We start from the raw sequence: 23593 nt of genomic DNA on the forward strand, positions 1-23593 counted from the left end.
GATGATCCCGGTGAAGGGTTACAAGGGTGCGAAAGTGGCGGTGCTGGGGCTGGGCCGGTCGGGCTTGGCCACAGCCGCCGCGCTTCGGGCCGGAGGAGCGGAACCCCTGCTTTGGGACGACAGCCCCGAGGCGCGGGCCAAGGCGGAAGCCAAGGGGTTCACGCTGACCGACCTCACACGGAACGCGGCGCTGGAGGGGGTGGCTTGTCTGGTGACATCTCCGGGCATTCCGCACCTCTATCCCACGCCGAACCCGACCATCGCCCGCGCGCTGGAGGCGGGTATCCCGGTCGACAACGATATCGGGCTTTTCTTCCAAAGCGCCGCCGGGCCGCAGTGGGAAGAGATGGAGACCCCGCCCAAGGTGGTGGCGGTCACCGGCTCGAACGGCAAGTCGACGACCACGGCGTTGATCCACCACATCCTTCAAGTGGCGGGCAAGCCCACGCAGATGGCCGGGAACATCGGCACCGGGGTCCTGTCCATCGACCCGCCGCAGGATGGCGAGGTGGTGGTGCTGGAGCTGTCCAGCTACCAGACCGAGTTGGCCCGCGCGCTGACCCCGGACGTGGCGGTCTTCACCAACCTGTCGCCGGATCACCTTGATCGGCATGGCGGCATGGGCGGCTATTTCGCCGCCAAGGCGCGGCTTTTCACCCTGGGCGGGCCGGACCGCGCCGTGGTGGGGGTGGATGAAGTGGAGGGGCGCTACCTCGCCGGGGCGCTGGCGCAGGGGCCGCAGGACGACCGGGTGATCCGGGTCTCCTCTGGTCAGAAGCTTGAAGGCTTCGGCTGGTCGGTCTTCGCCCGCAAGGGATTCCTGGCCGAATGGCGGAAGGGGCGGCAGGTGGCCAGCATCGACCTGCGCGAGGTGAAGGGCCTGCCGGGCGCCCACAACCACCAGAACGCCTGCGCGGCCTATGCCGCCTGCCGGTCGCTGGGCCTGGCGCCGAAGCTGATCGAGGGGGCGCTGCACAGTTTCGCGGGCCTGCCGCATCGCAGCCAGCTGGTCGGCGAACGGGGCGGGGTGCGGTTCGTGAATGACTCGAAGGCGACGAACGTGGATTCGGCAGCCAAGGCGCTGCAGGCTTTCCCGAAGATCCGCTGGATTGCGGGGGGCATGGGCAAGGACGGCGGGATCGCCGCGCTGAAGCCGCATCTCAGCTCGGTGGTGAAGGCCTATCTCATCGGCCATTCGGCGCGGGACTTCGCGTTGCAGATCGGCGAGACACCGCACGAAATCTGCGAGACGATGGAACGCGCCGTGGCCCGGGCCGCCGAGGAAGCGCAGGCGGGAGAGGTCGTCCTCCTCGCGCCGGCCGCGGCGAGTTTCGATCAGTATCCGAACTTCGAGAAGCGGGGGGAGGATTTTTCGGCGCGGGTCAGGGCGCTGCTCGGCGGGTGAGGTCGGCATGATCGCGTCGTTCCTTTTGCCGCTGGCAGATTTCAAGACCATCACGGTCGACGCATCGACCACCCCGTCGGTATCGACGGTGGGAACCGAGATTGCCTGGGCGCTCGGGCTTCTGGGTCTGCTCCTGATCCTTTTCCTGCTCCCGCGCCTCTGGTGCGCGGTTCGGCCTGTCCCCAAGGCCGCGCCGGAGAACTGGATCCTGGTCGACGGGTCGAACGTGATGCACTGGCAGGACAACAGCCCCAGCATAGAGCCGGTGCGGAAGGTCATCGCCCGGTTGCGCGACCTCGGCTATGTGCCGGGCGTCGTGTTCGATGCCAACGCAGGCTGGAAGCTGGCCGGGCGCTATCTGCATGACGATGATTTTGCGCGGATGCTGAAGATGGAGCCGCGTCAGGTGATGGTGGTGGCGAAGGGGACGCAGGCCGACCCCTACCTGTTGGAAACCGCCCGCGAATTCGGCGCGCGGATCGTGAGCAACGACCGCTTCCGCGATTGGGCCGAAAAACACCCCGAGGTCACGCAGCCGGGTTTCCTGATCCGGGGGAACCTGCGGGACGGCGCTGTCCGGTTGGCGGGGCTGGAGCAGGCAGAGCCGGTCGCGTCAGGGGCCTGACGCCTCGTCGATATCCTTCGGACACTCCTCGGAGGGGGACCCCGGCGATGAGTGCCCGAAGGGCTCGAAGAGCGCCAGTCACACCGCCAGCAGCTTCCCGCCTTCTCCCGCCGAGGCCTCAGCCTTATCGAGCAGCACCTGCAGCGCGGCGCCACGGGCAAAGTCGGGCTCGGCCGGGCCTTCGCCGCGGATCGCGGCGATGAAGCGCTGGTAGACGGTGGGGACATCGGGGCACTCGACATCGTGCCAGATGCCTTCCTTGATGTCGTCGCCAAGGCAGGCCCGCAGCGCACTGATGCCCTTTTCGTAGCGCACCTCCAGCCCGCCGGTCAGCCCGTAAAGCCGAAGCCGCAGGTCGTTCAGGTGGCCGGTCGCGAAGCGGGTCGCGGCGACGGTGCCGAGCGCCCCGTTCGACAGGCGGACCTGCATCGTCGCGCTGTCGTTCGCGTCCAGCACATATTCGCCGATCTGCCCGCCCGGCGCCTTGTCGAAGGTCTGCAGGAGGCAGGAGATCTGCGTGGCATCCATCCCGGCGATGAAGGTCGCGAAGTCGAGGATGTGGATGCCCACGTCGCCCAGCACGCCCTTGGACCCGTGCTTGGTCGACAGCCGCCAGAGCCACTGCGATTCCTTGTCCCAATGGCCCCAGGCGGACTGGGTGAGCCAGCTTTGCAGGTAGGAGGCCTCGAAATGCCGGATCGTGCCGATGGCGCCGTCGCGCACCATCTGCGCGGCCTTCTGCAGCGCGGGCACGTTGCGGTAGGTCAGGTTGACCATGTTCACAACGCCAGCCTTGGCGGCGGCTGCGGCCATCTCCTCGGCATGGGCGGCGTTGGTGGCCAGGGGCTTTTCGCACAGCACATGCTTGCCCGCCGCAAGGAAGGGCAGGGTCGTCGCATAATGCGCGGCGTCCGGGGTGACGTTGGTCACCGCGTCGAATTCACCCCAGGCAACGGCATCCTGCACGGAAGCAAAGCCGTGCGGGATGTTGTGCGCCTGCTGGAAGGCGGCAAGCTGCTCGGGCCGCGTGTCGATCCCGGCGACGATGGCGACGCCGGGGATCGCGGCAAAATGCTCGGCATGGTTCTTCGCCATGCCGCCGGTGCCGAGGATAAGAAGGCGGACGGGTTGCATCAGCGGTATCCCGCCTCGCCGTCGTGGTGCAGGCGCGGCCCGCGCTCCACGATGGGTTCCAGCGTCTTGCCCACCGGCGTGTTCGGGGCGTCGGTCGGATTGGCCAGCCTGGCCTCGGGGTTGAAGGCCCAGCGGACGCCGTTCGCGATCACTTTCTGCACCAGCGGCTGATGGTAGGTCGGATAGGTCTCATGCCCCGGCCGGAAGTAGAAGATGTTGCCCGCACCGCGCCGATAGGTGAGGCCCGAGCGGAACACCTCGCCACCCTGGAACCAACTGACGAAGACGGTTTCCAAGGGCTCCGGCACACCAAAGGGCTCGCCATACATCTCTTCGTATTCGATCTCGAAATGGTCGGGGATGCCCCGCGCGATGGGGTGCTGGCGCGACGTAACCCAGAGGCGTTCGCGCTCCCCGGCCTCGCGCCAGGACAGGTTGCAGGGCGCGCCCATCAGCCGCTTGAAGGGTTTCGAGAAATGGGCGGAATGCAGGAAGATCACCCCCATGCCGGACCAGACGGCCTCGGCCACGCGCTCGACGATCTCGTCCTGCACGTCACCATGGGCCGCGTGGCCCCACCAGATCAGCACATCGGTTTCCGCGAGCTTCTTCGCGGTCATCCCGTGCTCCTTGTCCTGAAGCGTGACGGTGGTCGCGGTGATGCCGTCCTCCTTGTTCAGGAACTCGGCAATCGTACCGTGCATGGTCTTCGGGTAGACCTCGGCCACCACCTTGTTCTTCTGTTCATGGACGTTCTCGCCCCACACGGTGACGCGGATGGTCATGGGTCTTCTCCTTGAAATGACTGCGCGCCCCGACCTCGGGAAGCGGCGCGCGCGGGGTAGGGTCAGCGGATCGGTTTACCGTCCGCGTCGAAGCGGTGAAGGTTCGCGGCCTGGGGCTTGAGCGAGACTTTGGTGCCAACGGCAACGGTCGCCTTGCCGGGACGGCGGACGATGACGGGCTCGTCGCTGCCGATCTCGACAAAGAGATAGTGGTCGGAGCCCAGATCCTCGACGTGCAGGACTTCGCCCGACCAGGGACCGTTTTCCACCACGTCGATATGTTCCGACCGGGCACCGAGGGTGGTGCAGTCATGGTCGGCGGCGAATTTGCCGGTCAGGAAGTTCATCTTCGGGCTGCCGATGAAACCCGCGACGAAGATCGAGTTCGGCCGCTCGTAAAGCTCCGCCGGGCTGCCCGCCTGTTCCAGCCGTCCGTCGCGCAGCACGGCGATCCGGTCGGCCAGCGTCATCGCCTCGACCTGATCATGGGTCACGTAGATCATCGTCACGTTCGACATCGAATGGTGCAGTTTGGCGATCTCCAGCCGGGTCTGCACCCGAAGGGCCGCGTCGAGGTTCGATAGCGGTTCGTCGAACAGGAACACCCGCGGGTCACGCACGATGGCGCGGCCGATGGCAACACGCTGGCGCTGGCCGCCCGACAACTGCTTCGGCAGGCGGTCGAGCAGGTGGTCGATCTGGAGAAGCTTGGCCGCGTTCTCCACCCGCTTCCGGATCTCGGCCTCGCTGGTCTTGTCCAGCTTCATCCCGAAGGCCATGTTGTCGTAGACCTTCATGTGCGGATAAAGCGCATAGCTCTGGAACACCATGGCGATGCCGCGCCTGGATGGGATCAGGTTGTTAACCCTTTCCCCGTCGAAAAGCATGTCGCCGGTTGTGATCTCCTCCAGCCCCGAGATCAGCCGCAGAAGCGTGGACTTGCCGCAGCCCGAGGGCCCGACGAAGACCATGAACTCGCCCTTCTCGATGGTCAGGTCGATGCCCTTGATCACCTGCACGGCGCCATAGGACTTGGTGACGTTCTTCAGTTCGATCTTTGCCATGATGTCAGCCCTTCACGCCGCCCGCGGTCAGACCCGCGACGATCTTGCGTTGGAAAATGAGGACGAGGATGATCAGCGGCACCGTCACGATGACGCTGGCCGCCATGATCGGACCCCAGGGGATTTCCTGCTGGCTCGCGCCCGAGAGGAGCGCGATCGCCACCGGCACCGTCCGGGTCGTCTCGGAACTGGTGAAGGTCAGCGCGAACAGGAACTCGTTCCAGGCACCGATGAAGGCCAGAAGGCCGGTCGTGACCAGGGCGGGCCAGAGCAGCGGCAGGAAGACCTTGGTGATGATCACCCAGGGCGTCGCGCCGTCGACGATGGCCGCCTCCTCGATCTCGACCGGCAGGTCGCGCATGAAGGTGGTCAGCACCCAGACGGTGAAGGGCAGGGTGAAGATCACATAGGACAGGATCATCGCCCAGGGCGTGTTGAAGATGCCCAGGAAGCGGATCAGCTCGAACAGGCCCGCCAGCACGGCGATCTGCGGGAACATCGACACCGCAAGGATCGCCATCAGCAAAAGCCCGCGCCCCCGGAACCGCACCCGCGCCAGCGCGTAGCTGGCCGTGACGGCCAGGAACAGCGCGAAGACCACGGTGGTCGTGGCGATGAAGACCGAATTCACGATCGACCGCACGAAGTTGCGCCCGCCAAGCACGCTCTGGTAGTTCCCCCAGTCGAACGACTTGGGCAGGTAGTTGACCTTGAAGAGCTCGGTCCCCGTCGCGAAGGAGGTGACGATCGCGTAATAGAAGGGAAAGACCGAGAAGACGACGATCACCACGACAAGCGCGTAGAAACCGACTGTGGAAAGAAGCTTCTGCGCGGTCATCTCTGTCCCTCCCCGGAAAGGTCGACCTTGCCCAGCCAGATGTAGAGGCTGACGAAGATGGCGATGATCGCGAAGAGAAGCGTCGACTGCGCCGCGCCATAGGCGAACTTGTCGAAGTCGATCATGTTCTCGCGGCTGATCACCGACATGGTCTTGGTGGCCTTGGAATTTGGCGTCAGCACATAGACCAGGTCGAAGATGCGCAGTGCGTCGAGCATGCGGAAGATGATCGCCACCGCCAGCGCCGGGCGGATCAGCGGCAGGGTGATCCTGAAGAACACCTTGACCGGGTTGATCCCGTCCAGCTTCGCCGCCTCGTAGATGTCGCGCGGCACCATCTGCAGGCCGGCAAGGATCAGAAGTGCCATGAAGGGCGTGGTCTTCCAGACATCGACCATCAGCACGGCATACATCGCGGTATCGACCGAGGCGGTCCAGGCGATCTTCTGGTCGATGAGGCCCAGATTCAGCGCGATGTCGTTCAGGATGCCGAACTGGTCATTCAGCATCCAGGCCCACATCTTGGCCGAAACGATGGTCGGGATCGCCCAGGGGATCAGGATCGCCGCGCGCACCAGCCCGCGGCCCTTGAATTCTGCATTCAGCACCAGAGCCACGATCAGGCCCAGCACCGTCTCGAAGAAGACCGAGACGAAGGCGAAGCGCACCGTGTTCCAGACGGCGTTCCACCAGTCGGCGTCGACCAGGGTGCCGCGCCAGATCCAGCGTCCGCTGTCCAGCACACGCAGCGACAGGTAATTGTCGAAGCCGATCCATTCGCCGCCGTACAGGTCGGACAGCGCGGTGTCGGTCAGCGAGAACCAGATCGTGCGCAGAAGCGGCCAGGCGGCCACGAAAAACAAGGCTGCCAGCATCGGCGCGATGAACCAGAAGGCTGCGCGCTGGCGTTGCTGCGAGAGGCTGAGCCCCCCGTCGTTGATTGCCATGATACCCTCCCCTGTCGGGCCCCCCTCCGAGGCCCGTGAAGATGAGACGGGCGGCAACTGCTGGGGTCAGCGCCGCCCGTCGGTGGGGTCAGTCAGGTCCGGGAGGACTTACCAGCCCGACCCCTTGATGTCCGTCAGCTCCACTTCAAGAAGCTCCAGGTTCTCGGCGGCCGAACCCTCACCCGAAAGAGTGTTGTGGACGGCGGACCAGAACTTTGCCGAAACCTCGTTGTACTTGCCGAGCGTGGGCGCCGAGGGGCGCGGCACGGCGTTCAGGAACACGTCCTTCCACTGCGGGATGATCGGCTGCTTTTCGGCGATCTCGGGATCGTCATACAGCGCGACGATCGTTGGCAGGTTCGAGGCGATGAGCGCACGCGTCTTCTGCGCCTCCGGCCCCGCAAGATACAGCGCCAGGCTGACCGCGGCGTCCTGCTTGGTCGAGTATTTCGACACCGCGACGTTCCAGCCGCCAAGCGTGGCCGCCGAGCTGTCGCCGTCCTTCCCGACCGGCAGGGTGGTCACGCCGAACAGGCCCTTGACCGCCGAGTCGTCGCCGTTGCCCAAAGTATAGGCATAGGGCCAGTTGCGCATGAAGACCGCATTGCCGGTCTGCCAGACGCCGCGGGCTTCCTCTTCCTGGTAGGCGAGGACCCCATCCGGGCTGATCGTGCCGACCCAGGACTTCGCGGCCTCCAGCGCGGCGACGGCGTTCTCGTTGTTGATCGAGATCGTGCCGTCGGCCTCGACGATCTGGCCGCCACCGAAGGACTTCACCCATTCCAGCGCGTTGCAGGTCAGGCCTTCATAGGCGTTGCCCTGCCAGACGAAGCCCCACATGTCGGCCTTGCCCTCGGCGCGCTCGCCGTCCTGGATGGCCTTGGCGGTTTCAGCCAGCTCGGCCCAGGTCTTCGGCGGGGTCTTGCCGTATTTCTCCAGCAGATCCGTGCGGTAGTAGAGCGCAGGCGCATCGGTGAAGAGCGGCAGCGCGACCAGCTTGCCGTTCACGGTCTGCGATTCGATGATCGACGGGAAGTGCGTCGGTGCCAGGTCCTTGGCGGCCTCGGTCAGGTCGACGAAGTGGTCGGCGAGCTGCGGTGCCCAGATCACGTCGGTCTGGTACAGGTCGATGTCGGTCGCCCCAGCGGCAAGCCACAGGCGGTACTGGCCGAACTGGTCGGTGGTCGAGGCCGGCATCGGGACGATGGTCACGGTGTTGCCGGTGGCTTCTTCCCAGGGCTTCACGATGGTCTTGAAGTCCTCGACCGCGTTGCCGACGGCGCCCGAAACATAGAACAACTCTTCAGCCATGACGGGAGCGCCGAACACGGCAAGCATGGCTGCGGTTGCGGTCGCGCGAACTGCGCGGCCTTTCATGATCATCATAGGTTTTCCTCCCATTGGACGCCGCTGTGGCGCGCCATCTCCGTGGCAAAACGCCCGAAAAAATCCGAAACGTTTCGGAAAAGATAGTCTCCAAAGCGCTTTCGGTCAACGATTCGATGCAGTTCATGCCATCGCGGCGTCGGCTACCGAATTGCGCTCGATGAAGGTGTAGCTGCCGATCCGTTGCAGCGTTGCAAGCGGCTTTCCCTCGATGGCTCCGGTCAGGCAGTCCACCAGAGGCTCCCAACTGTCGCGAAGCGGCGCCTTGGTGACAGTAAGGGCCGGGAAGAATGCCGAGGCGCGCAGGCTTGGCAATTCATCATCATGCGCAACGACCGAGACATCGGTCGGCACCCGGAGACCAAGCGCTGCCAGCGCCTGATAGACGCCGCGTGCCAGACGGACGTTTCCGCAGACGATCGCCGTAGGGCGCGGAGCGTCGCCACTGAACAGACGGATGGTATGGGTCAGGCCGTTTGCTTCGTCCATCTCGCCGCCCAGGTGCAGATGCGGCAACTCCTCGGCGCCCGCATCCCGCAGGGCACGGCAGTATCCCTGTTTGCGCACCGTGACATAGCTGCGCCCGGAAATCCCGTTCAGCAACGCGATGCATCGATGGCCACGAGCTGTCAGATGCGACGTGAGGTCATAGGCAAGCTGTTCATTCTCAATGTCAAAATAGGGATAGTCGATGGCTTTCCCCACCCGGCCGTGCACGACAAAGGCGATGCCGGCCTTCTTCAGGAAGTCGATCCTGGGGTCATGGTCCAGCGGGTCGATCAGCACGAAGCCGTCCAGCATCGCCTTGCCGATAAGCCGTTGATAAACCGGCAGCACCGGCTCGTGCTCGGCCATGATGTGCAGGACGAATTGCATGCCCCGGCCGGAAAACTGCGCCGAGAGACCGGCCACGGCTTCGATGAAGATGCCGTCCTGGCCGATGTTGCGGTGCTGTGGCACGACGAGCCCGACCATGCCCGACCGGCCCGAGACCAGTTTGCGGGCCGAGGCGTTCGGGTGGTAGTTCATCGCCTGCGCCATCTCCTTGACCCGGAGACGGGTTTCCTCGCTCACATCGGAGTGATCGTTCAGCGCCCGGCTGACCTGGGTGATCGACAGGTCGAGAGTCCGCGCGATGTCCTTCAGCGTCGCCATGACCCAAACCCCTTTGGAACCAATCCGAAACATTTCGGATGCAAAAAAGCAACGAAAAAAGGTCCGGACCTTCCGGTGATTTCCGCGCGGATTCGAACATCGCGGGATCCGCCTGATTCTCCTGTCGTTCGGACATTCTCGGCGGTCGTTCCGGTCCCGATGCGCGATTCTGCGCCGCCGACGCGTCGCCGCGCGCACCCTTGGTTGTGCGCCCGCATTGCGTCGTTGACAGGATCATGGTCTGCGGGAGTAATCTCCCGTCACCGGGCGCGCGCCCGTCGATCGACACGGTCCCGTTCTGTGGGAACTGCCAGTCAGACCGGCCTGCGTCTGCACGAATGATAACAAACGGGACGGCTCGCGCCCCGCATCCAATAAACCAGGGAGACTACCGTGAAACACACCGCCTCCGCCTTCAGCCGCCGCCGGTTCCTGCAAGGGTCCGCCGCCGGCCTCGGCGCTCTCGCCGCTCCGGCGATCATCTCGTCCAAGGCCTTGGCCTCGTCGGGCGAGGTCAACTTCACCGGCTGGGCCGGCTATCCCGCTCTGGCCGAGAAGGTGTTCCCCGCCTTCACCGCCGCGACCGGCATCACCGTGAACTTCAAGGAACTGCCCGACCAGGACACCATGTATGCCGACGCCAAGGTCGCGCTGGAAGCCGGCGGCATCGACGTGATCGAGCCGACGATCGACCGCGTCGGCGCCTGGGATTCGAACGGGCTCCTGGGGGCTTGGGACGAATCGAAACTGGCGATGGACAACTACCTGCCCGGCCTCGCCGATGGCGCCGCGGGGGAACGTTCGCGTCCCGGCGGCGTGCTGAAGTATGTCCCGTCGAACTGGGGCACGGAATCGCTGGTGGTGAACACCGCCAACGCCAAGCTCTCCTCACCCCCCTCGCTGGGCGATCTCTTCAACCCGGAGAACCCCGCCACCGTCCGCCCGCACTCGGCGCTCGCCGCGATGGGCCGCTGGCTCGACGCCACCGGCAAGCTGCCGCGCCCGTGGATGGACGGCTACAGCGACATGGCCGCGATGACCGAGCTGTGGGACATCGCGCTGGCCGAGGCGATCAAGGCCAAGGGCAACATCGTGCAGTGGTGGTCGGGCGAGAACGAGGCGAACGCCGGCTTCACCGCCAACGGCGCGACCGTCGGCCTGTGCTGGGATTCCACCGGCTACAACCTGCGCAATGATGGCTATGCCTATGTCGCCCCGGCGGAAGGCGCCTTCGCCTGGCACCAGGGCTTCGTCCTGATGAAGAACGCCGCCAACGTCGAGCAGGCGCATGAGTTCGCCAAATACATCTCGACGCCGGAAGGGGCGGCGGGCTGGGCCTCGGCCTTCTCGTCCAACCCGGTGGGCAAGGGCGCGTCCGAACTGCTGAACCCGGATGTCTCGGCCTATTACAACGGCACTTTCAACGAAGACGCGCTGTCGAAGCTGTGGTGGTGGCCCGACCAGTCGGCCGACTTCCTCGCCAAGCGCGCGGAATACGCCGACAAGTACAAGGCCGCCTGATCAGGGCCGCCCCAGTGCACAACTGAAGCGGGGACGCCGGGCTTGTTTGGGCTCGGCGTGCCTTTTTTTGGGCAAGGCAACGGCGGCCTGGACCGAATGTCGCGCCGAATCTGGCGATACCCATTGATCGGCCGGGGCTGCCTGCTAGCCTGCAACAAAAAGACCGCAAGCCTGAAATAAGAAGACTGACTGTCAGGGGGACCACGCCGACCATGAGCGCGGGAATTGATCTGGAAAATGTCTGCTGCGACTTCGGCACCTTCCGGGCCGTGGACAATGCCAATGTCTCGATAAAGCCGGGCGAGTTCTTCTCGTTCCTCGGGCCCTCGGGCTGCGGCAAGACCACGATCCTGCGCATGGTCTCGGGCTTCATCGAGCCGACGCAGGGCGCAATAAAGATTGGCGGCAAGGACATGCGGGGAAGTCGCCCGAACCAGCGGCCCACCGCGCTCATCTTCCAGAACCTCGCGCTGTTTCCGCTGATGCCGATCTGGGAGAACATCTCCTTCGGGCTGGAGGTTCGTGGCGTCGACAAGGCCACGCGACGGAAGAAGGCCGAGGATCTCTTGAAACTGGTCGACCTGCCGGGGGCCGCTGACAAGATGGTCAGCCAGCTTTCCGGCGGCCAGAAGCAGCGCGTCGCCATCGCCCGCGCCCTGGCGGTGGAGCCTTCGGTCATGCTTCTGGACGAACCGCTCTCGGCCCTTGACCTCAAGCTCCGCCAGCACATGCGGGCCGAGCTGCGCGCCATCCAGAAGCGCACCGGCGTGACCTTCATCTACATCACACACGACCAGGGCGAGGCGCTGGCCATGTCCGACCGGGTGGGCGTCATGTCCCAGGGCCGCATCCAGCAGATCGCCGCCCCGCGCGACATCTATGACAATCCGGTCAACGGTTTCGTCGCCTCTTTCGTGGGCGAAAACAACATCTTCGAGGGCGATATCAGCCCGGTCGCCGACGGCATGGCCTCCCTCAGCGGTCCGCACGGCAACTTCCGGGCCCGCATCCTCCCGGATGCGCAGGGCAAGGCGCTGAAGCTTTACGTCCGGCCGGAACATACGAAGCTGTCGAAGACCGCCGCAGCCGAAAACTCGGTCGAGATGGAAGTGACCGAAGTGGCCTTCGAGGGCGCCTTCATCTCGGTCCATGGCCTGGCCTCCGGGGGCAAGCGCATCCAGGCCGAAGTCAAGAACGACGGGGTCACGCAGGCTCCGGCGGTAGGCGAGAAAGTCTTCGCCACCTTCGACGCGGCGCGGGCCCTGCTGTTGCCCGACGCAAACGTGAGGGGGTAGGCCGATGGAGGACCTGATCCGCCGCTACGGAACCGGGCTGACTGCGGTCTTCTGCCTGCTGGTCGCCTTCTGGATCCTCGTGCTGGTGATCCTGCCGAACTTCGCGATGTTCGAGCAAAGCTTCCGGCCCTATCTGCCGGTGGTCGACATCGGCGGGCCGAAGGATGTCTTCACGATGGGGAACTACGAGAAGATCCTGGCCAACCCGGTCGAGACGTCGTGGTTCGGTATCCCGATCACCATCCCGATCCACATCAGCACATTCGTCGATACGGTGTTCTTCTCGGCCCTCGTGACGCTGATGACGCTGATCCTGGCCTATCCGCTCGCCTATTTCCTGGCCAAGGTTGCGAACCCCCGGTCGATCCCGACACTGCTTCTCCTCCTCTTCATCCCGATGTGGGTTTCCGAGGCGCTTCGCGCCTTCGCCTGGTACATCATCCTGACCTTCAACGGGCCGCTGAACGCGCTTCTGAAGGCATTGGGGATCATCGACCAGGGGGTACGCTGGCAGAACGGGGTCGTCACCTCCTACGACGCCATCGTGATCGTGCTGACCTATTGCTACGTCCTGTTCATGCTGTTCCCGATCTACACCGCGATCACCTCGCTCGACACCAACCAGATCGAGGCGGCAGAGGACCTCGGCTCGCCCTGGTGGCGGACGCATTGGCGGGTGGTGATCCCGCACGCGAAACCGGGCATCGCCTCGGGCTGCGTCATGGTCTTCATGCTGTCCGCAGGGTCGCTGCTCGTGCCCACCGTCGTCGGCTCGACCAAGGCCAACTGGTTCCCGCAGACGATCTACACCTGGTTCAACGACGCGCTCGACTGGAACACCGGGGCGGCCTATTCGATGATCTTCCTTCTGGTCTGCATCCTCTTCGTCATCGTGATGATGCGGGTCTTCAAGGTCAAACTGTCGGACATCGCCAAATGAGCCGGAACCGCGCCATCCTCGGGCAGCTCTACTTCGCGCTGTTCATCCTCTATCTGCTCGTGCCCCTTGCCGTGATGGCTGGCGCTGCGTTCAACGACAGCAAGCTGCCCACCATCGCGCCGTGGAAGGGCTTCACCTGGACCTGGTTCCGCGAGCTTTGGGCAGACCAGACCATGTGGGGCGCCTTCCTCAACTCGATCCTCGTCGCGCTGGCCGTCGTCGCGCTTGCGGTGCCGATCGGGACGGCGGCGGCGATACTGCTGAACTCGATCTCGGGCAAGGTCCGCGCCACGCTCTACGGCTTCATGGTCGCGCCCGTGCTGGCGCCGGGTCTGGTGATCGGCATCTCGACCGTGCTGTTCTGGAACCAGCTGGGCCGATCGGTCGGGGCGGATGACTTCTTCCTGTTTGGTCGCGGGCTGCATCTGTCGACCCTGGGCCAGGTCAGCTACATCTCGGCCTATGTGATGCTGCTGGTGCTGGCGCGGCTGCAAAGCTTCGATCCCGGCCTGGAAGAGGCGGCTCTGGACCTGGGCGCGAACCATGGTCAGGTCCTGCGGCGCATCCTCCTGCCGCATCTCTACCCCGCCATCGCCGCCTCGGCCGCCATCGCCTTCTTCCAGTCGATGGAGAACTTCAACGTCACCCTCTTCACCAAGGCGAACGAGACGACGCTGACGGTCTATGTCTTCAGCCAGGTCCGGTCCGGGATCACGCCCAAGATCAACGCGCTGGCCTTCCTCTTGATCCTGCTGACCCTGGCCCTGGCGCTGGTCTACGAAGTCAACCGCCGTCGCCGCGCCCGGATCGAGGCCGTCCGCGAGGCCGAAGCGCGGCGGGCGGAAGAGGCGATGCTGCTCTGACGGGGCCGCTCGTCGTGCGCCTTCGGCTTCTTCTCGCGGCGCGTCGGCGAGGAGTGACGAAGTCCAACGACGAGCGGTGCAGGGAGGCTTAACAAACACCTAACGTCCACGGGCAAGCCATTGGGCCGGAAGGAAAATCCGGAAATGTCTACCGTGGACAAGCCCGGCTCAAAGCCCCTTCAGCAGCACCTCGCACAGGGCGGATCCGGGGTCGGCGAGCCCCTCGATCACGCTGAAATGGTGGTGCCCCGGATCGGCCGTCCAGGGGCAGCCCCATTCCTCGGACAGGACCCGCGCCTGCCACAGGAAGGCCGGCCGCTCCTCCGCCCCCACCCAGACATGCGCCGTCACCCCGTCCCGCAAGGCGTGTCGCGCCGGGCTCTCCGCCGATGCCTCGCCTTCGTCGATCCTCAGGGTCGCATTCATCCCGGTCTCGATCAGCGGCCCCAGTTCCGAAAGCGGAGAAATCGGCACCACCCGCGTCACCGGCACCGCCAGGTCGGCATTCCCCATCCGCGCCGCGAGGTGCCCCCCGGCGGAATGCCCCGTCACCACCATCGGCCCCGCGACGCGGGTGCCGACGAACCAGCAGGCCCGCGCGATCTCGGCGGTGATCTCGGCCAGCCGCGCGGCGGGGGCGAGCGTATAGCTCGGCATCGCCACCGCATAGCCCTGCGCCAACGGCCCCGCGGCCAGATGCGACCAGTGCGCCTTGGAAAAGAGGTGCCAGTAACCGCCGTGGACGAAGACGACCGCCCCCTTGGGCGTGCCTGCAGGCAGGAAGAGGTCCAGCTTCTCGCGCGGCGACGGTCCGTAGGCGAGATCAAGGTCCGCGCGCTTCCCCGACGCACTGCGAAAGTCGGTGGCCTTGGCGGCCCAGCGGGCCGGATAATCGGCGGCCCCGGCGATGAAATCACCGTTGGCGTAGTCGCGGTCGGGATCGGGCCAGCGGTAGGGCGGGGTAGGGGTCAAGGGGAAACTCCGGTCTGGGTCGCAGGGAGAGTGCGACGTACCCCCAGGGCGCTGCAAGAGGTCTCGCGCGTTCCTTGCCTAAACCGGGCAAGCCGGGCATATCCTTGACCAAAGCGACAAGAGGAGCGCCGAGGTGCTGAAGGGGATCGACAACCGGCTGAACGCCGAGGTGCTGGGCACGCTCCGCGCCATGGGCCATGGCGACTGCTTGGTCGTCGTGGACACCAACTTCCCGGCGGAATCCGTGGCCCGCGCGACCGTAACCGGCAGGCTCCTGCGGATGGAGAACCTGACCGCCGCCGAGGCGATGAACGCGATCCTTTCCGTCCTGCCGCTGGACACTTTCGTCGAGGATTTCGCGGGCCGGATGGAGGTGGTCGGCCACCCCGAGGAGGTGCCGCCGGTGCAGGTCGAGGTCCAGGCCGAAATCGACCGCGCCGAGGGCCGCTTCCGGCCCTTGCCCGGCATCGAACGCTTCGCCTTCTACGACATGGCCCGCCAGTCCTTCGCGGTGATCCAGACCGGGGAGCGGCGCTTCTACGGCTGTTTCATGCTGCGCAAGGGCGTGATCCCTCCGGAGGCCTGAGCATGAAACCCGTCGTGATCCTCGGCATCTTCAACGCCGACACCTCCTACCGCGCCGACCGGCTGCCGAAGATCGGCGAGACGATCCTCGGCCAGCATTTCGCGCTGGGGCCGGGGGGCAAGGGCTCGAACCAGGCCGTCGCGGCGGCCAAGGCAGGGGGACGGACGCATTTCATCACCCGCCTCGGCGCCGACGATTTCGCCAAGGTGGCCCGGCAAGTCTGGGAAGCGGCCGGAGTCATCCCCGAAGTGACAGTGGACGCCGAAAGCCACACCGGCGCCGCCTTCATCTTCCTGGAGGCGGCCACCGGCAACAACGCGATCATCGTCGCCTCGGGCGCCGGGGGGCGGATCGCGCCGGAGGATCTTGACGCCAATGCTGTCCTCATCCGCAGTGCGGCGGTCTTCGTCACCCAGCTGGAACAGCCGATCCCGGCGGCCCGGCGGGGGCTGGAAATCGCGCGGGCGGCGCGGGTCACAACGATCCTGAACCCGGCCCCGGCGGCGGCGCTGGACGATGCGATGCTGGCTTTGTGCGACTACATCACCCCGAACGAGACCGAGGCCGAGACGCTGACCGGCCTGCCGGTGACGACCCTGGCCGAGGCGGAGAAGGCCGCCGATGCGCTGATGGCGCGGGGCGTCGGGGCGGTGATCGTGACGCTGGGCGCGAACGGGGCGCTCTATCGCGACCGGACCCGGTCGGTGCATGTGCCGGTGATCAGCGCCGGGACGGTGGTGGAGACCACGGGCGCGGGCGATGCCTTCAACGGCGGCTTCGCGGTGGCGCTGTCCGAAGGCCGCGACGTGATCGAGGCGGTGCGCTTCGGCGCGGCCACGGCGGGGATTTCCGTGACCCGCGCCGGAGCGGCTGCCGCCATGCCGTCGCGGGCCGAGATCGACACGCTGCTGGCGCGCCCCTGATCTTGGGCCGGCGTCATTCACCTGTTACATATCCGTCGCATATGCGTCACGAAACCGGCCTAGATCGTCTGGGCGCGGCAGCTCGTGAGGAAGACGGATGGACGACATGCGGACGGTTGAACGCGAGATCGCGGTCGAAAGCACCAAGATCGCGGCCCGCGAGGTTCAGGTCCACTATGGCACGAACCACGCGCTGAAGGATGTGACCGTCGATATCCTCGACCGGACGGTGACGGCTTTCATCGGGCCCTCCGGCTGCGGCAAGTCGACCTTCCTGCGCTGCCTGAACCGGATGAACGACACTGTCGCCTCGGCCCGCGTCTCGGGGACGATCCTGCTGGACGGGGAAGACATCTACGACCCCCGCGTCGATCCGGTGCAGTTGCGCGCCAAGGTCGGGATGGTGTTCCAGAAACCGAACCCGTTTCCGAAGTCTATCTACGACAATGTGGCCTACGGGCCGAAGATTCACGGGCTGACCCGCAACAAGGCCGAGCTGGATGCGGTGGTAGAAGCCTCGCTGAGGAAGGCCGCGCTCTGGAACGAGGTCAAGGACCGGCTGGATGCGCCGGGCACCGGGCTTTCCGGAGGGCAGCAGCAGCGGCTCTGCATCGCGCGGGCAGTGGCGACCTCGCCGGAGGTTCTTCTGATGGACGAGCCATGCTCGGCGCTGGACCCGATTGCCACGGCCCAGGTCGAAGAGCTGATCGACGAATTGCGCAGCCAGTTCTCGGTGGTGATCGTCACGCATTCCATGCAGCAGGCGGCGCGCGTCAGCCAGAAGACCGCGTTCTTCCATCTGGGGAACCTGGTCGAATACGGCGACACCTCCCAGATATTCACCAATCCGACCGACCCGAGGACCGAGGCCTATATCACCGGGCGCATCGGATAAGGAGCAGACCATGAGCACCGCGCATATCGTTTCTGCCTTTGATCGTGACCTCGAAGCCGCGCAGGCCCGGGTGATGCGGATGGGCGGGCTGGTCGAAGCCGCGCTTCTGGATGCCGCCGAGGCACTGGACCGGCGGGACGAGGACCTCGCCGCGCGGGTCCGGACCGGGGACCAGGCCATCGACGCGCTGGAAGAGCAGATCAACACGCAATGCGCCCAGCTTCTGGCGCTGCGCGGCCCCACGGCGGGCGACCTGCGGACGGTGCTGACCGTGATGAAGATCGCCGCCGCGCTGGAGCGGTCGGGGGATTATGCGAAGAACCTGGCAAAACGGACGGCGGTGCTGGCGCAGATGACACCGGTTCCGGGCGCCTCGGGCGCGATCCGGCGGCTGGCGAAGGCGGTGGTGCAGATGCTGACCGACGCGCTGGACGCCTATATCCGCCGCGACGTGAAGCTGGCCGAGGATGTGCGAACCCGCGACCGCGACGTGGACCAGATGTACAACTCGATCTTCCGCGAGTTCCTGACCCACATGATGGAGGATCCCCGCACCATCGGACCCTGCATGCACCTGCATTTCATCGCCAAGAACATCGAGCGGGTGGGCGACCACGCCACCTCGGTCGCCGAGCAGGTGATCTATCTCGTGACCGGCGAGATGCCGGGGGATGACCGGCCCAAGGTCGATAGCACCGGAACGAGGGACTGAGCATGGGCAAGGGCGGGCAGCCGCGGGTTCTGCTGGTCGAGGACGAGCCCGCGCAGCGGACGGTGCTGGCTTACAACCTGGAAGCCGAGGGCTTCGCCGTGACCCAGGCCGACAACGGCGAGGACGCGATGGTGCTGGTCGACGAGGAGGAGCCCGACATCATCATCCTGGACTGGATGATGCCGAAAGTCAGCGGCATCGAGGTCTGCCGGCGGTTGAAGATGCGGCCCGAGACGCGGGGCATTCCGATCATCATGCTCTCGGCGCGGGCCGAGGAGGTGGACCGGGTGCGGGGGCTGGAGACGGGTGCCGACGACTATGTGGTGAAGCCCTATTCGGTGCTGGAGCTGATGGCCCGCGCCAGGGCGCAGCTTCGGCGGGTCCGGCCCTCGACCGCGGGGGTGGTGCTGGAGCACGAGGATATCCGGCTGGATCCCGAGAGCCACCGGGTTTACCGGGCGGACAAGGTGCTGAAGCTGGGGCCGACCGAGTTCAAGCTCTTGGTCACGCTGATGGAGCGGCCGGGGCGGGTGTTTTCACGCGAGCAGCTCTTGGACCTGGTCTGGGGGCGGGACATCTATGTCGATACAAGGACGGTGGACGTGCATGTGGGGCGGCTGCGGAAGAGCCTGATGCAGTTCGGGGGGGCGGACCCGGTGCGGACGGTGCGGGGGGCGGGGTATTCTCTGGGATAGGTGTCCACGGTGGACAAATTCGGTATTATATTTAAACTCAATGAGTTCCCGGTTTGCGTTAGCCATTTCTTAACCTGCGGACGGTGGTGCGGGTTGGGGCGGTTTTCGAAAGGAGCGCTGACGCGCAAGGCTTTCCTCTCGTCGTCGGGACTTCGCCCTCCTCCTCGGCTGATGGGGGTTTCACCCCCAAACCCCCAGGATATTTGCACCGGTATGAAAACACGGATTCCTGGAGGACGCGTGCCTCCGACGGGGATCTTTGGGCAAAGGTGAAGGGCGGGTCTAGATCGTCGGCAGCAGGCGGTCGAGGGTGGTGAGGACCTGATCCACGTTTGCAAGGCTGAAGGGAAGCGGCGGGCGGATCTTCAGGCTGTCGCCCTGCCGGCCGGTGGAGCTGATCAGGATACGGTTGTCGCGGAGCGCGTTCACCAGGCGGGCGGTGCGGGCGGGGTCGGGCTGGCCATCGGTCTGGATGGTCTGGCCGATGAAGAGACCGGCGGCGCGGGTTTCGCCAAGGGCCTCGTGGCGTCGGGCCAAGGTGCGGAGGCCGTCAGCCAGCGCCGTGCCGACCGTGGCGGCGTTCTGTTGCAGGGCTTCGTCGCGGATCACGTCGAGCACGGCAAGGCCGACGGCGGCGGCAACGGCATTGCCGCCGAAGGTATTGAAATAGCGTGCTTTTGCGCCGAAGTCGGCGATGACCTGCGGTTGCAGGGCAAGGCCCGCGAGCGGGTAGCCATTGCCCATCGGCTTGCCCATCGAGACCATGTCGGGGATCAGGTCGTGGCGCTTGAAGCCCCAGAACTGGCTGCCGGTGCGGCCGAAGCCGGGCTGCACCTCGTCGGCGAGGAAGAGACCCCCCGCCTTGCGGATCGCGGCGGCGGCGGGGGCGAGGAAACCGGCGGGGTCGGCGTAGACGCCATCGGAGGAGAAGATCGTGTCGACGATCAGGAGGGCGGGCCTGATGCCCTGCGCGGCCATCCGGTCGCAGGCGTTGGTCACGGCCTCGGCGAAGCCTTCGGCGATGCCCTGCGGGTAGTTCGCGGCGGAGGGCGCGGGGATCGGGAAGACCGCGGGCCCGGGGGCGACGGCGGGGCCGATCGACATCGACATCTCGGCGGTGGCGAGCGTGACGCCGTGATAGGCGTTGTCGGTGACGACGATCCCGGTGCCGTCGGTCGCAGCGCGGGCGATGCGGAGCGCGAGGTCGTTCGCCTCGCTCCCCGTGCAGGTGAACATGACGTGGGAGAGGTCGGGCGGGAAAAGCGCGAGAAGACGCTCGGCATAGGTCAGGATCGTCTCGTGCAGGTAGCGGGTATGGGTGGCGAGCGTCGCGGCCTGGTTCGCCATCGCCTGCACCACGCGGGGATGGCAATGTCCGACCGAGGCGACGTTGTTGTAGCAGTCGAGGTAGGCGGTGCCGTCGGGTGCGTGGAGATGGACGCCCTGGCCGCGGACCAGATGCACCGGAGTTTCATAGAAGAGCCGGTAGGCGGGGCCGAGGGCCTGGGCGCGGCGGTTGGCGAGGGCTTCATCCTCGGCAGAAAGGTGGCCTGCGCCGGGGGTATAGGCATTCAGCATCGCGGTCTGGCGGGTCATGTCGTGAGCCTTTCGCAGGCATGGAGGAGCGCAGGGCCAAGTGTGGCGGGGTCGGTCAGCGCATCGAGGCCTGCGCGCGAGGTCGCCGCGTTTCGCAGGATATAGGGCGCGTTCTCCGGGTAGCGGGCGGCGCGCCAGGCGGTGATCGTCAGCGTGGTGACGAGGCGGGTGGTGATCAGGTCGGGGAGGATAAGAATCTCTTTCTTTGTCAATGGGTTGGCATGGCTGTAGGCTTGGGTCAGGGGAAGCAGCAGCGCCGTCGGATCGGCGGGGTCGATCAGGTAGGAAGCGGCGACGGCGAGATCGCAGATGCGGTGCGAGAGTGTCATGTCGCCAAAATCGAGGATGCCGGTGAGGCGGTTCGGCTCGGCAGGATCGGCGAGGAGGTTGTGCGGGTTGAAATCGCCGTGGATCACCTGGCGCGGCAGGGTTTCGAGGGCCGGGGCGATGTGGCTGGCGAAGCGGGCGAGGACGGCGGTGATGCGGGGCTTGAGGTCGGGGACGAGCGCGGGGGTAAGCGGGATGAGGTCCGTCGCGTTCTGGATGTCCCAGAGGAGGTGATGCCGTGACGCCGGGTGGTGGAAGCTGGCAAACGCGGCGTCGAGGCGGCCGAGCGCGGTGCCGATGGAGCGGGCGAGGTCCGGAGTGCGGGGCAGGTGGGCGAGGGGCGTGCCGGGAAGCCAGGTGAGAAGACGCAGGGCGCCGTCCGGGGTGGCGATGATGCTGCGACCATCCATTGCGGGAATCACGCGGGGGATGGGGAGATCGGGCGCCGCGACCGCGGCATGCTGGAGGGCCTCGGTCTGGAATGCAGTCAGGGCGGCGGGCTCGGCAGGGTTGGCGAGCTTCAGGGTGAACGGACCGGTAGCAGCGTCTAGTCGGTGGTTCTGGTCGCGTTCCGAGGTGAGCGGGTGAAGTGTGCCCGTGAGGCTCCAATGGGTTTCCGCAAGCCTTTCCAGCGCCTGCGTGGCGAGGCGGGGCGGGGGGAGGGAGAGGAGGCTTCCTGCGGGGTCCTGGGTCATGGCTCTGGTCCGGGGGGCAGGATAGCGACTCATGCGGCGGGGGCCAGCGGAATGTAGGCTTGACATGGTTGACTGTTTTAGTAGGGATATAATCAGAAACCCAGCCAGCCCGGATCGGGCACGCCCGGTGTCCTTCAAACAGGTGGAGTTCACCATGCCCGACCGTGATGCTGCCCCGCGTGCCGATTTTTTGGACCTGTTGCTGATCGCCGTGACCGGAATGATGCCCGGCGCGGCGCTGAAAGCGTTGATCGCACGGCTGGAGGCGTCGAAATGAACGCCTATGTCGAACCCTGGCTCACGGCGGATGCGACCCCGGTGCATGATGCCCGCGCGCTGACCGAGGGCGGCAGCCTGGCGCGGATCGTGCTGGACGGGCAGATCTACGCCCTGCGGATCACCCGGGCGGGCAAGCTGATCCTGACGAAATAGGGCGTGGCGTTCGGGCCGGGGCAAATTCCTTACTTAAGGAATTTGAGTCCTCAGCCGCCGGTATGGCTCATGTGGCGGGTGATCTGGCCCGCGACCTGCTGGCGGCTGTAGTCGAAGTCGTGGCCCTTGGGTTTGCGCGCGATGGCGGCGCGGATCGCCTGTTCGACCACGGCGTCGTCGGGGCTGGCGCGAAGGGGCGCGCGGAGGTCGGCCATGTCCTCCTGCCCGAGGCACATGTAGAGCTGGCCGGTGCAGGTCAGCCGCACGCGGTTGCAGCTTTCGCAGAAATTGTGGGTGAGCGGCGTGATGAAGCCGATCTTCTGGCCGGTTTCCTCGACGCGGACATAGCGGGCGGGGCCGCCGGTGCGTTCGGCCAGGTCGGTGAGGGTGAGCCGTTCCGCCAGGCGGGCGCGCAGATCCTTCAGCGGCCAGTACTGGTCGAGGCGGGTGGCGGTCATGTCCTCGCCCATCGGCATGACCTCGATGAAGGTGAGGTCGTGGCCTTCCCGCGCGCACCAGTCGAGGAGGGGGAAAAGCTCGTCCTCGTTGAAGCCTTTCAGGGCGACGGCGTTGATCTTGACCTTGAGGCCTGCGGATCCGGCGGCGGCGATGCCTTCCAGCACCTGCGGCAGGCGGCCCCAGCGGGTGACTTCGGCGAATTTCGCGGGGTCGAGCGTGTCGAGCGAGACGTTGACGCGTTTAACGCCGAGGTCGGCGAGGGGCTGCGCGAAGCGCGCGAGCTGGCTGCCGTTGGTGGTGAGGGTGAGTTCCTTGAGCGCACCGGTTTCGAGGTGGCGGCTCATCGCCTCGAAATAGGTGAGGATGCCCTTGCGGACCAGCGGCTCGCCCCCGGTGATGCGGAGTTTCGAGACACCCAACTGGATGAAGGCGGAGGAGAGGCGGTCAAGTTCTTCCAGCGAGAGGAGGTCGGCCTTGGGCAGGAAGGTCATGTGTTCCGACATGCAGTAGGTGCAGCGGAAATCGCAACGGTCGGTGACCGAGACGCGCAGGTAGCTGATGGCGCGGGCGAAGGGGTCGATGAGCGGGGCCATGGCCGAAAGGTAGGCCTCAGCGGGGGGCTGCACAAGACTGGATGCGACGATTGCGGGGCGGGGGGCGGCAGGCTAGGCTGCGGCGCATGAAACAGTTCGTGCTCCTGTCGCTTGTCGCCCTGGCCCTGTCGGGCTGTGCCCTGTTCCAGAAGGCCGGGGGACCGACCGCCGCGACCGGGCCGGTCGAGCCGCAACCGGCGACGGAGTTCGCGCCTGCGGTGTCGACCGCCGTGCTGGGGACCGGCGCGGTGAGCGCGGAGGTGCTGGACAAGACCACCGCCGAGGAGAAGGCGGCGGCGCTGGCGGCCCCGGCGGCGGGGGGCGAGCGCGAACTCGGCCGCGTGGTCGTGGCGCTGGGTCCGCCGGCGGAGCAGGGGATCTGGCTGTCGTCCGCGCTGGTGAAGGAGAAGGCGCAGGGGCGGATCGTGACGGCGGCGGGCAAGAGCCTGGCCGTCGAATTGCGACCGGGAACGGGCGGGGCGCTTCTGTCGCTGGCGGCGTTCCAGGCTTTGGGGTTGCCCTTGACGGAGCTGCCGGAGATGACGGTCTACGGGCCGTGACAGCCGGCGACGGGCGGTTCTCGAATTGAGCGCTGACGCGCGAGGCTTTTGTCTCGTCGTCGGGGCTTGCGCCCTCCTCCTCGGCGGATGGGGGTTTCACCCCCAAACCCCCAGGATATTTCTGCCAGTATGAAAGGTCCTGGTCCGGTGCCGGGCAGGTGCCTCCGGCGGGGATATTTGGGCAAAGATG

The 23593-nt window shown here is 66.0% G+C and carries 25 protein-coding genes; 14 read left to right on the forward strand and 11 right to left on the reverse strand.

The window, feature by feature from the left end:
• The first annotated feature begins 1 nt into the window (after position 1).
• Together murD and JNJ68_RS10795 are read left to right on the forward strand one after the other, a co-directional pair.
• The gene (gene murD, locus JNJ68_RS10790; RefSeq protein ID WP_294982301.1) at positions 2-1405 is read left to right on the forward strand and encodes a UDP-N-acetylmuramoyl-L-alanine--D-glutamate ligase; all 1404 of its coding nucleotides are present in this window, start codon (positions 2-4) and stop codon (positions 1403-1405) included.
• A gap of 7 nt (positions 1406-1412) precedes the next feature.
• A complete protein-coding gene (locus tag JNJ68_RS10795) occupies positions 1413-2030 on the forward strand; it encodes a hypothetical protein (RefSeq protein WP_294982303.1) in 618 nt (205 codons plus the stop codon).
• 78 nt (positions 2031-2108) lie between these two features.
• Here JNJ68_RS10795 and JNJ68_RS10800 read toward each other — a convergent pair whose 3' ends face one another.
• The 7 genes from JNJ68_RS10800 to JNJ68_RS10830 all read right to left on the reverse strand — a co-directional run bounded on the left by JNJ68_RS10800 (position 2109) and on the right by JNJ68_RS10830 (position 9339).
• Entirely contained in the window at positions 2109-3164 is a 1056-nt protein-coding gene (locus JNJ68_RS10800) for a Gfo/Idh/MocA family oxidoreductase (RefSeq protein ID WP_294982305.1), read from the reverse strand.
• The gene (locus JNJ68_RS10805) at positions 3164-3949 is read right to left on the reverse strand and encodes a ThuA domain-containing protein (RefSeq protein WP_294982307.1); all 786 of its coding nucleotides are present in this window, start codon (positions 3947-3949) and stop codon (positions 3164-3166) included. The genes JNJ68_RS10800 and JNJ68_RS10805 overlap by 1 nt, the downstream gene beginning before the upstream one ends.
• 62 nt (positions 3950-4011) lie before the next feature.
• Positions 4012-5013: an ABC transporter ATP-binding protein gene (locus JNJ68_RS10810; protein ID WP_294982309.1), complete on the reverse strand. Its 1002-nt coding sequence runs from the start codon at positions 5011-5013 to the stop codon at positions 4012-4014.
• Positions 5014-5017: 4 nt separating this feature from the next.
• Positions 5018-5851 (reverse strand): carbohydrate ABC transporter permease, encoded by an 834-nt coding sequence (locus tag JNJ68_RS10815; protein ID WP_294982311.1) that lies wholly within the window; start codon positions 5849-5851, stop codon positions 5018-5020.
• A complete protein-coding gene (locus tag JNJ68_RS10820) occupies positions 5848-6798 on the reverse strand; it encodes a sugar ABC transporter permease (protein WP_294982313.1) in 951 nt (316 codons plus the stop codon). Before JNJ68_RS10820 ends, JNJ68_RS10815 begins: the two co-directional genes overlap by 4 nt.
• 108 nt (positions 6799-6906) lie before the next feature.
• Positions 6907-8109 (reverse strand): ABC transporter substrate-binding protein, encoded by a 1203-nt coding sequence (locus JNJ68_RS10825; protein WP_294982315.1) that lies wholly within the window; start codon positions 8107-8109, stop codon positions 6907-6909.
• A gap of 198 nt (positions 8110-8307) precedes the next feature.
• Complete coding sequence (locus JNJ68_RS10830) at positions 8308-9339, reverse strand: substrate-binding domain-containing protein (RefSeq protein ID WP_294982317.1); 1032 nt, start codon at positions 9337-9339, stop codon at positions 8308-8310.
• 393 nt (positions 9340-9732) lie between these two features.
• On the opposite strand from JNJ68_RS10830, the gene JNJ68_RS10835 reads away from it, so the two are divergent.
• The 4 genes from JNJ68_RS10835 (at position 9733) to JNJ68_RS10850 (ending at position 13958) form a co-directional block, all read left to right on the forward strand.
• Entirely contained in the window at positions 9733-10860 is a 1128-nt protein-coding gene (locus JNJ68_RS10835) for an extracellular solute-binding protein (protein ID WP_294982318.1), read from the forward strand.
• 212 nt (positions 10861-11072) lie between these two features.
• Positions 11073-12155, forward strand: coding sequence for an ABC transporter ATP-binding protein (locus JNJ68_RS10840; RefSeq protein WP_294982320.1), 1083 nt, complete (start codon positions 11073-11075; stop codon positions 12153-12155).
• Positions 12156-12159: 4 nt separating this feature from the next.
• On the forward strand, positions 12160-13095 hold the full coding sequence (locus JNJ68_RS10845; RefSeq protein ID WP_294982322.1) for an ABC transporter permease: 936 nt from the start codon (positions 12160-12162) through the stop codon (positions 13093-13095).
• Entirely contained in the window at positions 13092-13958 is an 867-nt protein-coding gene (locus JNJ68_RS10850) for an ABC transporter permease subunit (RefSeq protein ID WP_294982324.1), read from the forward strand. Before JNJ68_RS10845 ends, JNJ68_RS10850 begins: the two co-directional genes overlap by 4 nt.
• A gap of 168 nt (positions 13959-14126) precedes the next feature.
• On the opposite strand, the gene JNJ68_RS10855 is transcribed toward JNJ68_RS10850, so the two are convergent.
• Positions 14127-14930: an alpha/beta hydrolase fold domain-containing protein gene (locus tag JNJ68_RS10855; protein ID WP_294982326.1), complete on the reverse strand. Its 804-nt coding sequence runs from the start codon at positions 14928-14930 to the stop codon at positions 14127-14129.
• 133 nt (positions 14931-15063) lie between these two features.
• Between JNJ68_RS10855 and JNJ68_RS10860 the strand changes: the two genes are divergently transcribed.
• The 5 genes from JNJ68_RS10860 (at position 15064) to phoB (ending at position 18741) form a co-directional block, all read left to right on the forward strand.
• Positions 15064-15516, forward strand: coding sequence for an RbsD/FucU family protein (locus JNJ68_RS10860; RefSeq protein WP_294982328.1), 453 nt, complete (start codon positions 15064-15066; stop codon positions 15514-15516).
• 2 nt (positions 15517-15518) lie between these two features.
• Positions 15519-16439: a ribokinase gene (rbsK, locus tag JNJ68_RS10865; RefSeq protein ID WP_294982330.1), complete on the forward strand. Its 921-nt coding sequence runs from the start codon at positions 15519-15521 to the stop codon at positions 16437-16439.
• A 97-nt stretch (positions 16440-16536) separates the two neighbouring features.
• Positions 16537-17334 carry a phosphate ABC transporter ATP-binding protein PstB gene (pstB, locus tag JNJ68_RS10870; protein ID WP_294982332.1) on the forward strand — a complete coding sequence of 266 codons (798 nt, stop codon included), beginning with the start codon at positions 16537-16539 and terminating at the stop codon, positions 17332-17334.
• A 10-nt stretch (positions 17335-17344) separates the two neighbouring features.
• Positions 17345-18046 (forward strand): phosphate signaling complex protein PhoU, encoded by a 702-nt coding sequence (gene phoU, locus JNJ68_RS10875; RefSeq protein WP_294982334.1) that lies wholly within the window; start codon positions 17345-17347, stop codon positions 18044-18046.
• Between the two features lie 2 nt (positions 18047-18048).
• Positions 18049-18741 carry a phosphate regulon transcriptional regulator PhoB gene (phoB, locus tag JNJ68_RS10880; RefSeq protein ID WP_294982336.1) on the forward strand — a complete coding sequence of 231 codons (693 nt, stop codon included), beginning with the start codon at positions 18049-18051 and terminating at the stop codon, positions 18739-18741.
• Positions 18742-19023: 282 nt separating this feature from the next.
• On the opposite strand, the gene JNJ68_RS10885 is transcribed toward phoB, so the two are convergent.
• Positions 19024-20337, reverse strand: a complete 1314-nt coding sequence (locus JNJ68_RS10885) for an aminotransferase class III-fold pyridoxal phosphate-dependent enzyme (RefSeq protein ID WP_294982338.1) — start codon at positions 20335-20337, stop codon at positions 19024-19026.
• Positions 20334-21359, reverse strand: a complete 1026-nt coding sequence (locus JNJ68_RS10890) for a phosphotransferase (RefSeq protein ID WP_294982340.1) — start codon at positions 21357-21359, stop codon at positions 20334-20336. Before JNJ68_RS10890 ends, JNJ68_RS10885 begins: the two co-directional genes overlap by 4 nt.
• Positions 21360-21513: 154 nt before the next feature.
• Between JNJ68_RS10890 and JNJ68_RS10895 the strand changes: the two genes are divergently transcribed.
• Positions 21514-21636 carry a hypothetical protein gene (locus tag JNJ68_RS10895; RefSeq protein WP_294982342.1) on the forward strand — a complete coding sequence of 41 codons (123 nt, stop codon included), beginning with the start codon at positions 21514-21516 and terminating at the stop codon, positions 21634-21636.
• Positions 21633-21791, forward strand: coding sequence for a hemin uptake protein HemP (locus tag JNJ68_RS10900; protein ID WP_294982344.1), 159 nt, complete (start codon positions 21633-21635; stop codon positions 21789-21791). The genes JNJ68_RS10895 and JNJ68_RS10900 overlap by 4 nt, the downstream gene beginning before the upstream one ends.
• A gap of 50 nt (positions 21792-21841) precedes the next feature.
• Here JNJ68_RS10900 and moaA read toward each other — a convergent pair whose 3' ends face one another.
• On the reverse strand, positions 21842-22843 hold the full coding sequence (gene moaA / locus JNJ68_RS10905; protein ID WP_294982346.1) for a GTP 3',8-cyclase MoaA: 1002 nt from the start codon (positions 22841-22843) through the stop codon (positions 21842-21844).
• 86 nt (positions 22844-22929) lie between these two features.
• On the opposite strand from moaA, the gene JNJ68_RS10910 reads away from it, so the two are divergent.
• Positions 22930-23403, forward strand: a complete 474-nt coding sequence (locus JNJ68_RS10910) for a hypothetical protein (RefSeq protein WP_294982347.1) — start codon at positions 22930-22932, stop codon at positions 23401-23403.
• Positions 23404-23593: the final 190 nt, after the last annotated feature.

It is taken from the genome of Tabrizicola sp., from assembly GCF_016793705.1.
Lineage (GTDB): Bacteria > Pseudomonadota > Alphaproteobacteria > Rhodobacterales > Rhodobacteraceae > Tabrizicola.

Excerpts from the sequence above, each read along its gene's own strand:
- JNJ68_RS10895 (WP_294982342.1), top strand. The coding sequence starts at position 21,514 with ATGCCCGACCGTGATGCTGCCCCGCGTGCCGATTTTTTGGACCTGTTG.
- JNJ68_RS10850 (WP_294982324.1), top strand. The coding sequence starts at position 13,092 with ATGAGCCGGAACCGCGCCATCCTCGGGCAGCTCTACTTCGCGCTGTTC.
- JNJ68_RS10885 (WP_294982338.1), bottom strand. The coding sequence starts at position 20,337 with ATGACCCGCCAGACCGCGATGCTGAATGCCTATACCCCCGGCGCAGGC.
- JNJ68_RS10825 (WP_294982315.1), bottom strand. The coding sequence starts at position 8,109 with ATGGCTGAAGAGTTGTTCTATGTTTCGGGCGCCGTCGGCAACGCGGTC.
- rbsK (WP_294982330.1), top strand. The coding sequence starts at position 15,519 with ATGAAACCCGTCGTGATCCTCGGCATCTTCAACGCCGACACCTCCTAC.
- JNJ68_RS10820 (WP_294982313.1), bottom strand. The coding sequence starts at position 6,798 with ATGGCAATCAACGACGGGGGGCTCAGCCTCTCGCAGCAACGCCAGCGC.
- JNJ68_RS10910 (WP_294982347.1), top strand. The coding sequence starts at position 22,930 with ATGAAACAGTTCGTGCTCCTGTCGCTTGTCGCCCTGGCCCTGTCGGGC.
- JNJ68_RS10840 (WP_294982320.1), top strand. The coding sequence starts at position 11,073 with ATGAGCGCGGGAATTGATCTGGAAAATGTCTGCTGCGACTTCGGCACC.
- phoB (WP_294982336.1), top strand. The coding sequence starts at position 18,049 with ATGGGCAAGGGCGGGCAGCCGCGGGTTCTGCTGGTCGAGGACGAGCCC.
- moaA (WP_294982346.1), bottom strand. The coding sequence starts at position 22,843 with ATGGCCCCGCTCATCGACCCCTTCGCCCGCGCCATCAGCTACCTGCGC.
- JNJ68_RS10830 (WP_294982317.1), bottom strand. The coding sequence starts at position 9,339 with ATGGCGACGCTGAAGGACATCGCGCGGACTCTCGACCTGTCGATCACC.
- JNJ68_RS10810 (WP_294982309.1), bottom strand. The coding sequence starts at position 5,013 with ATGGCAAAGATCGAACTGAAGAACGTCACCAAGTCCTATGGCGCCGTG.
- pstB (WP_294982332.1), top strand. The coding sequence starts at position 16,537 with ATGGACGACATGCGGACGGTTGAACGCGAGATCGCGGTCGAAAGCACC.
- JNJ68_RS10800 (WP_294982305.1), bottom strand. The coding sequence starts at position 3,164 with ATGCAACCCGTCCGCCTTCTTATCCTCGGCACCGGCGGCATGGCGAAG.
- JNJ68_RS10795 (WP_294982303.1), top strand. The coding sequence starts at position 1,413 with ATGATCGCGTCGTTCCTTTTGCCGCTGGCAGATTTCAAGACCATCACG.
- JNJ68_RS10845 (WP_294982322.1), top strand. The coding sequence starts at position 12,160 with ATGGAGGACCTGATCCGCCGCTACGGAACCGGGCTGACTGCGGTCTTC.
- JNJ68_RS10900 (WP_294982344.1), top strand. The coding sequence starts at position 21,633 with ATGAACGCCTATGTCGAACCCTGGCTCACGGCGGATGCGACCCCGGTG.
- JNJ68_RS10805 (WP_294982307.1), bottom strand. The coding sequence starts at position 3,949 with ATGACCATCCGCGTCACCGTGTGGGGCGAGAACGTCCATGAACAGAAG.
- JNJ68_RS10815 (WP_294982311.1), bottom strand. The coding sequence starts at position 5,851 with ATGACCGCGCAGAAGCTTCTTTCCACAGTCGGTTTCTACGCGCTTGTC.
- phoU (WP_294982334.1), top strand. The coding sequence starts at position 17,345 with ATGAGCACCGCGCATATCGTTTCTGCCTTTGATCGTGACCTCGAAGCC.
- murD (WP_294982301.1), top strand. The coding sequence starts at position 2 with ATGATCCCGGTGAAGGGTTACAAGGGTGCGAAAGTGGCGGTGCTGGGG.
- JNJ68_RS10890 (WP_294982340.1), bottom strand. The coding sequence starts at position 21,359 with ATGACCCAGGACCCCGCAGGAAGCCTCCTCTCCCTCCCCCCGCCCCGC.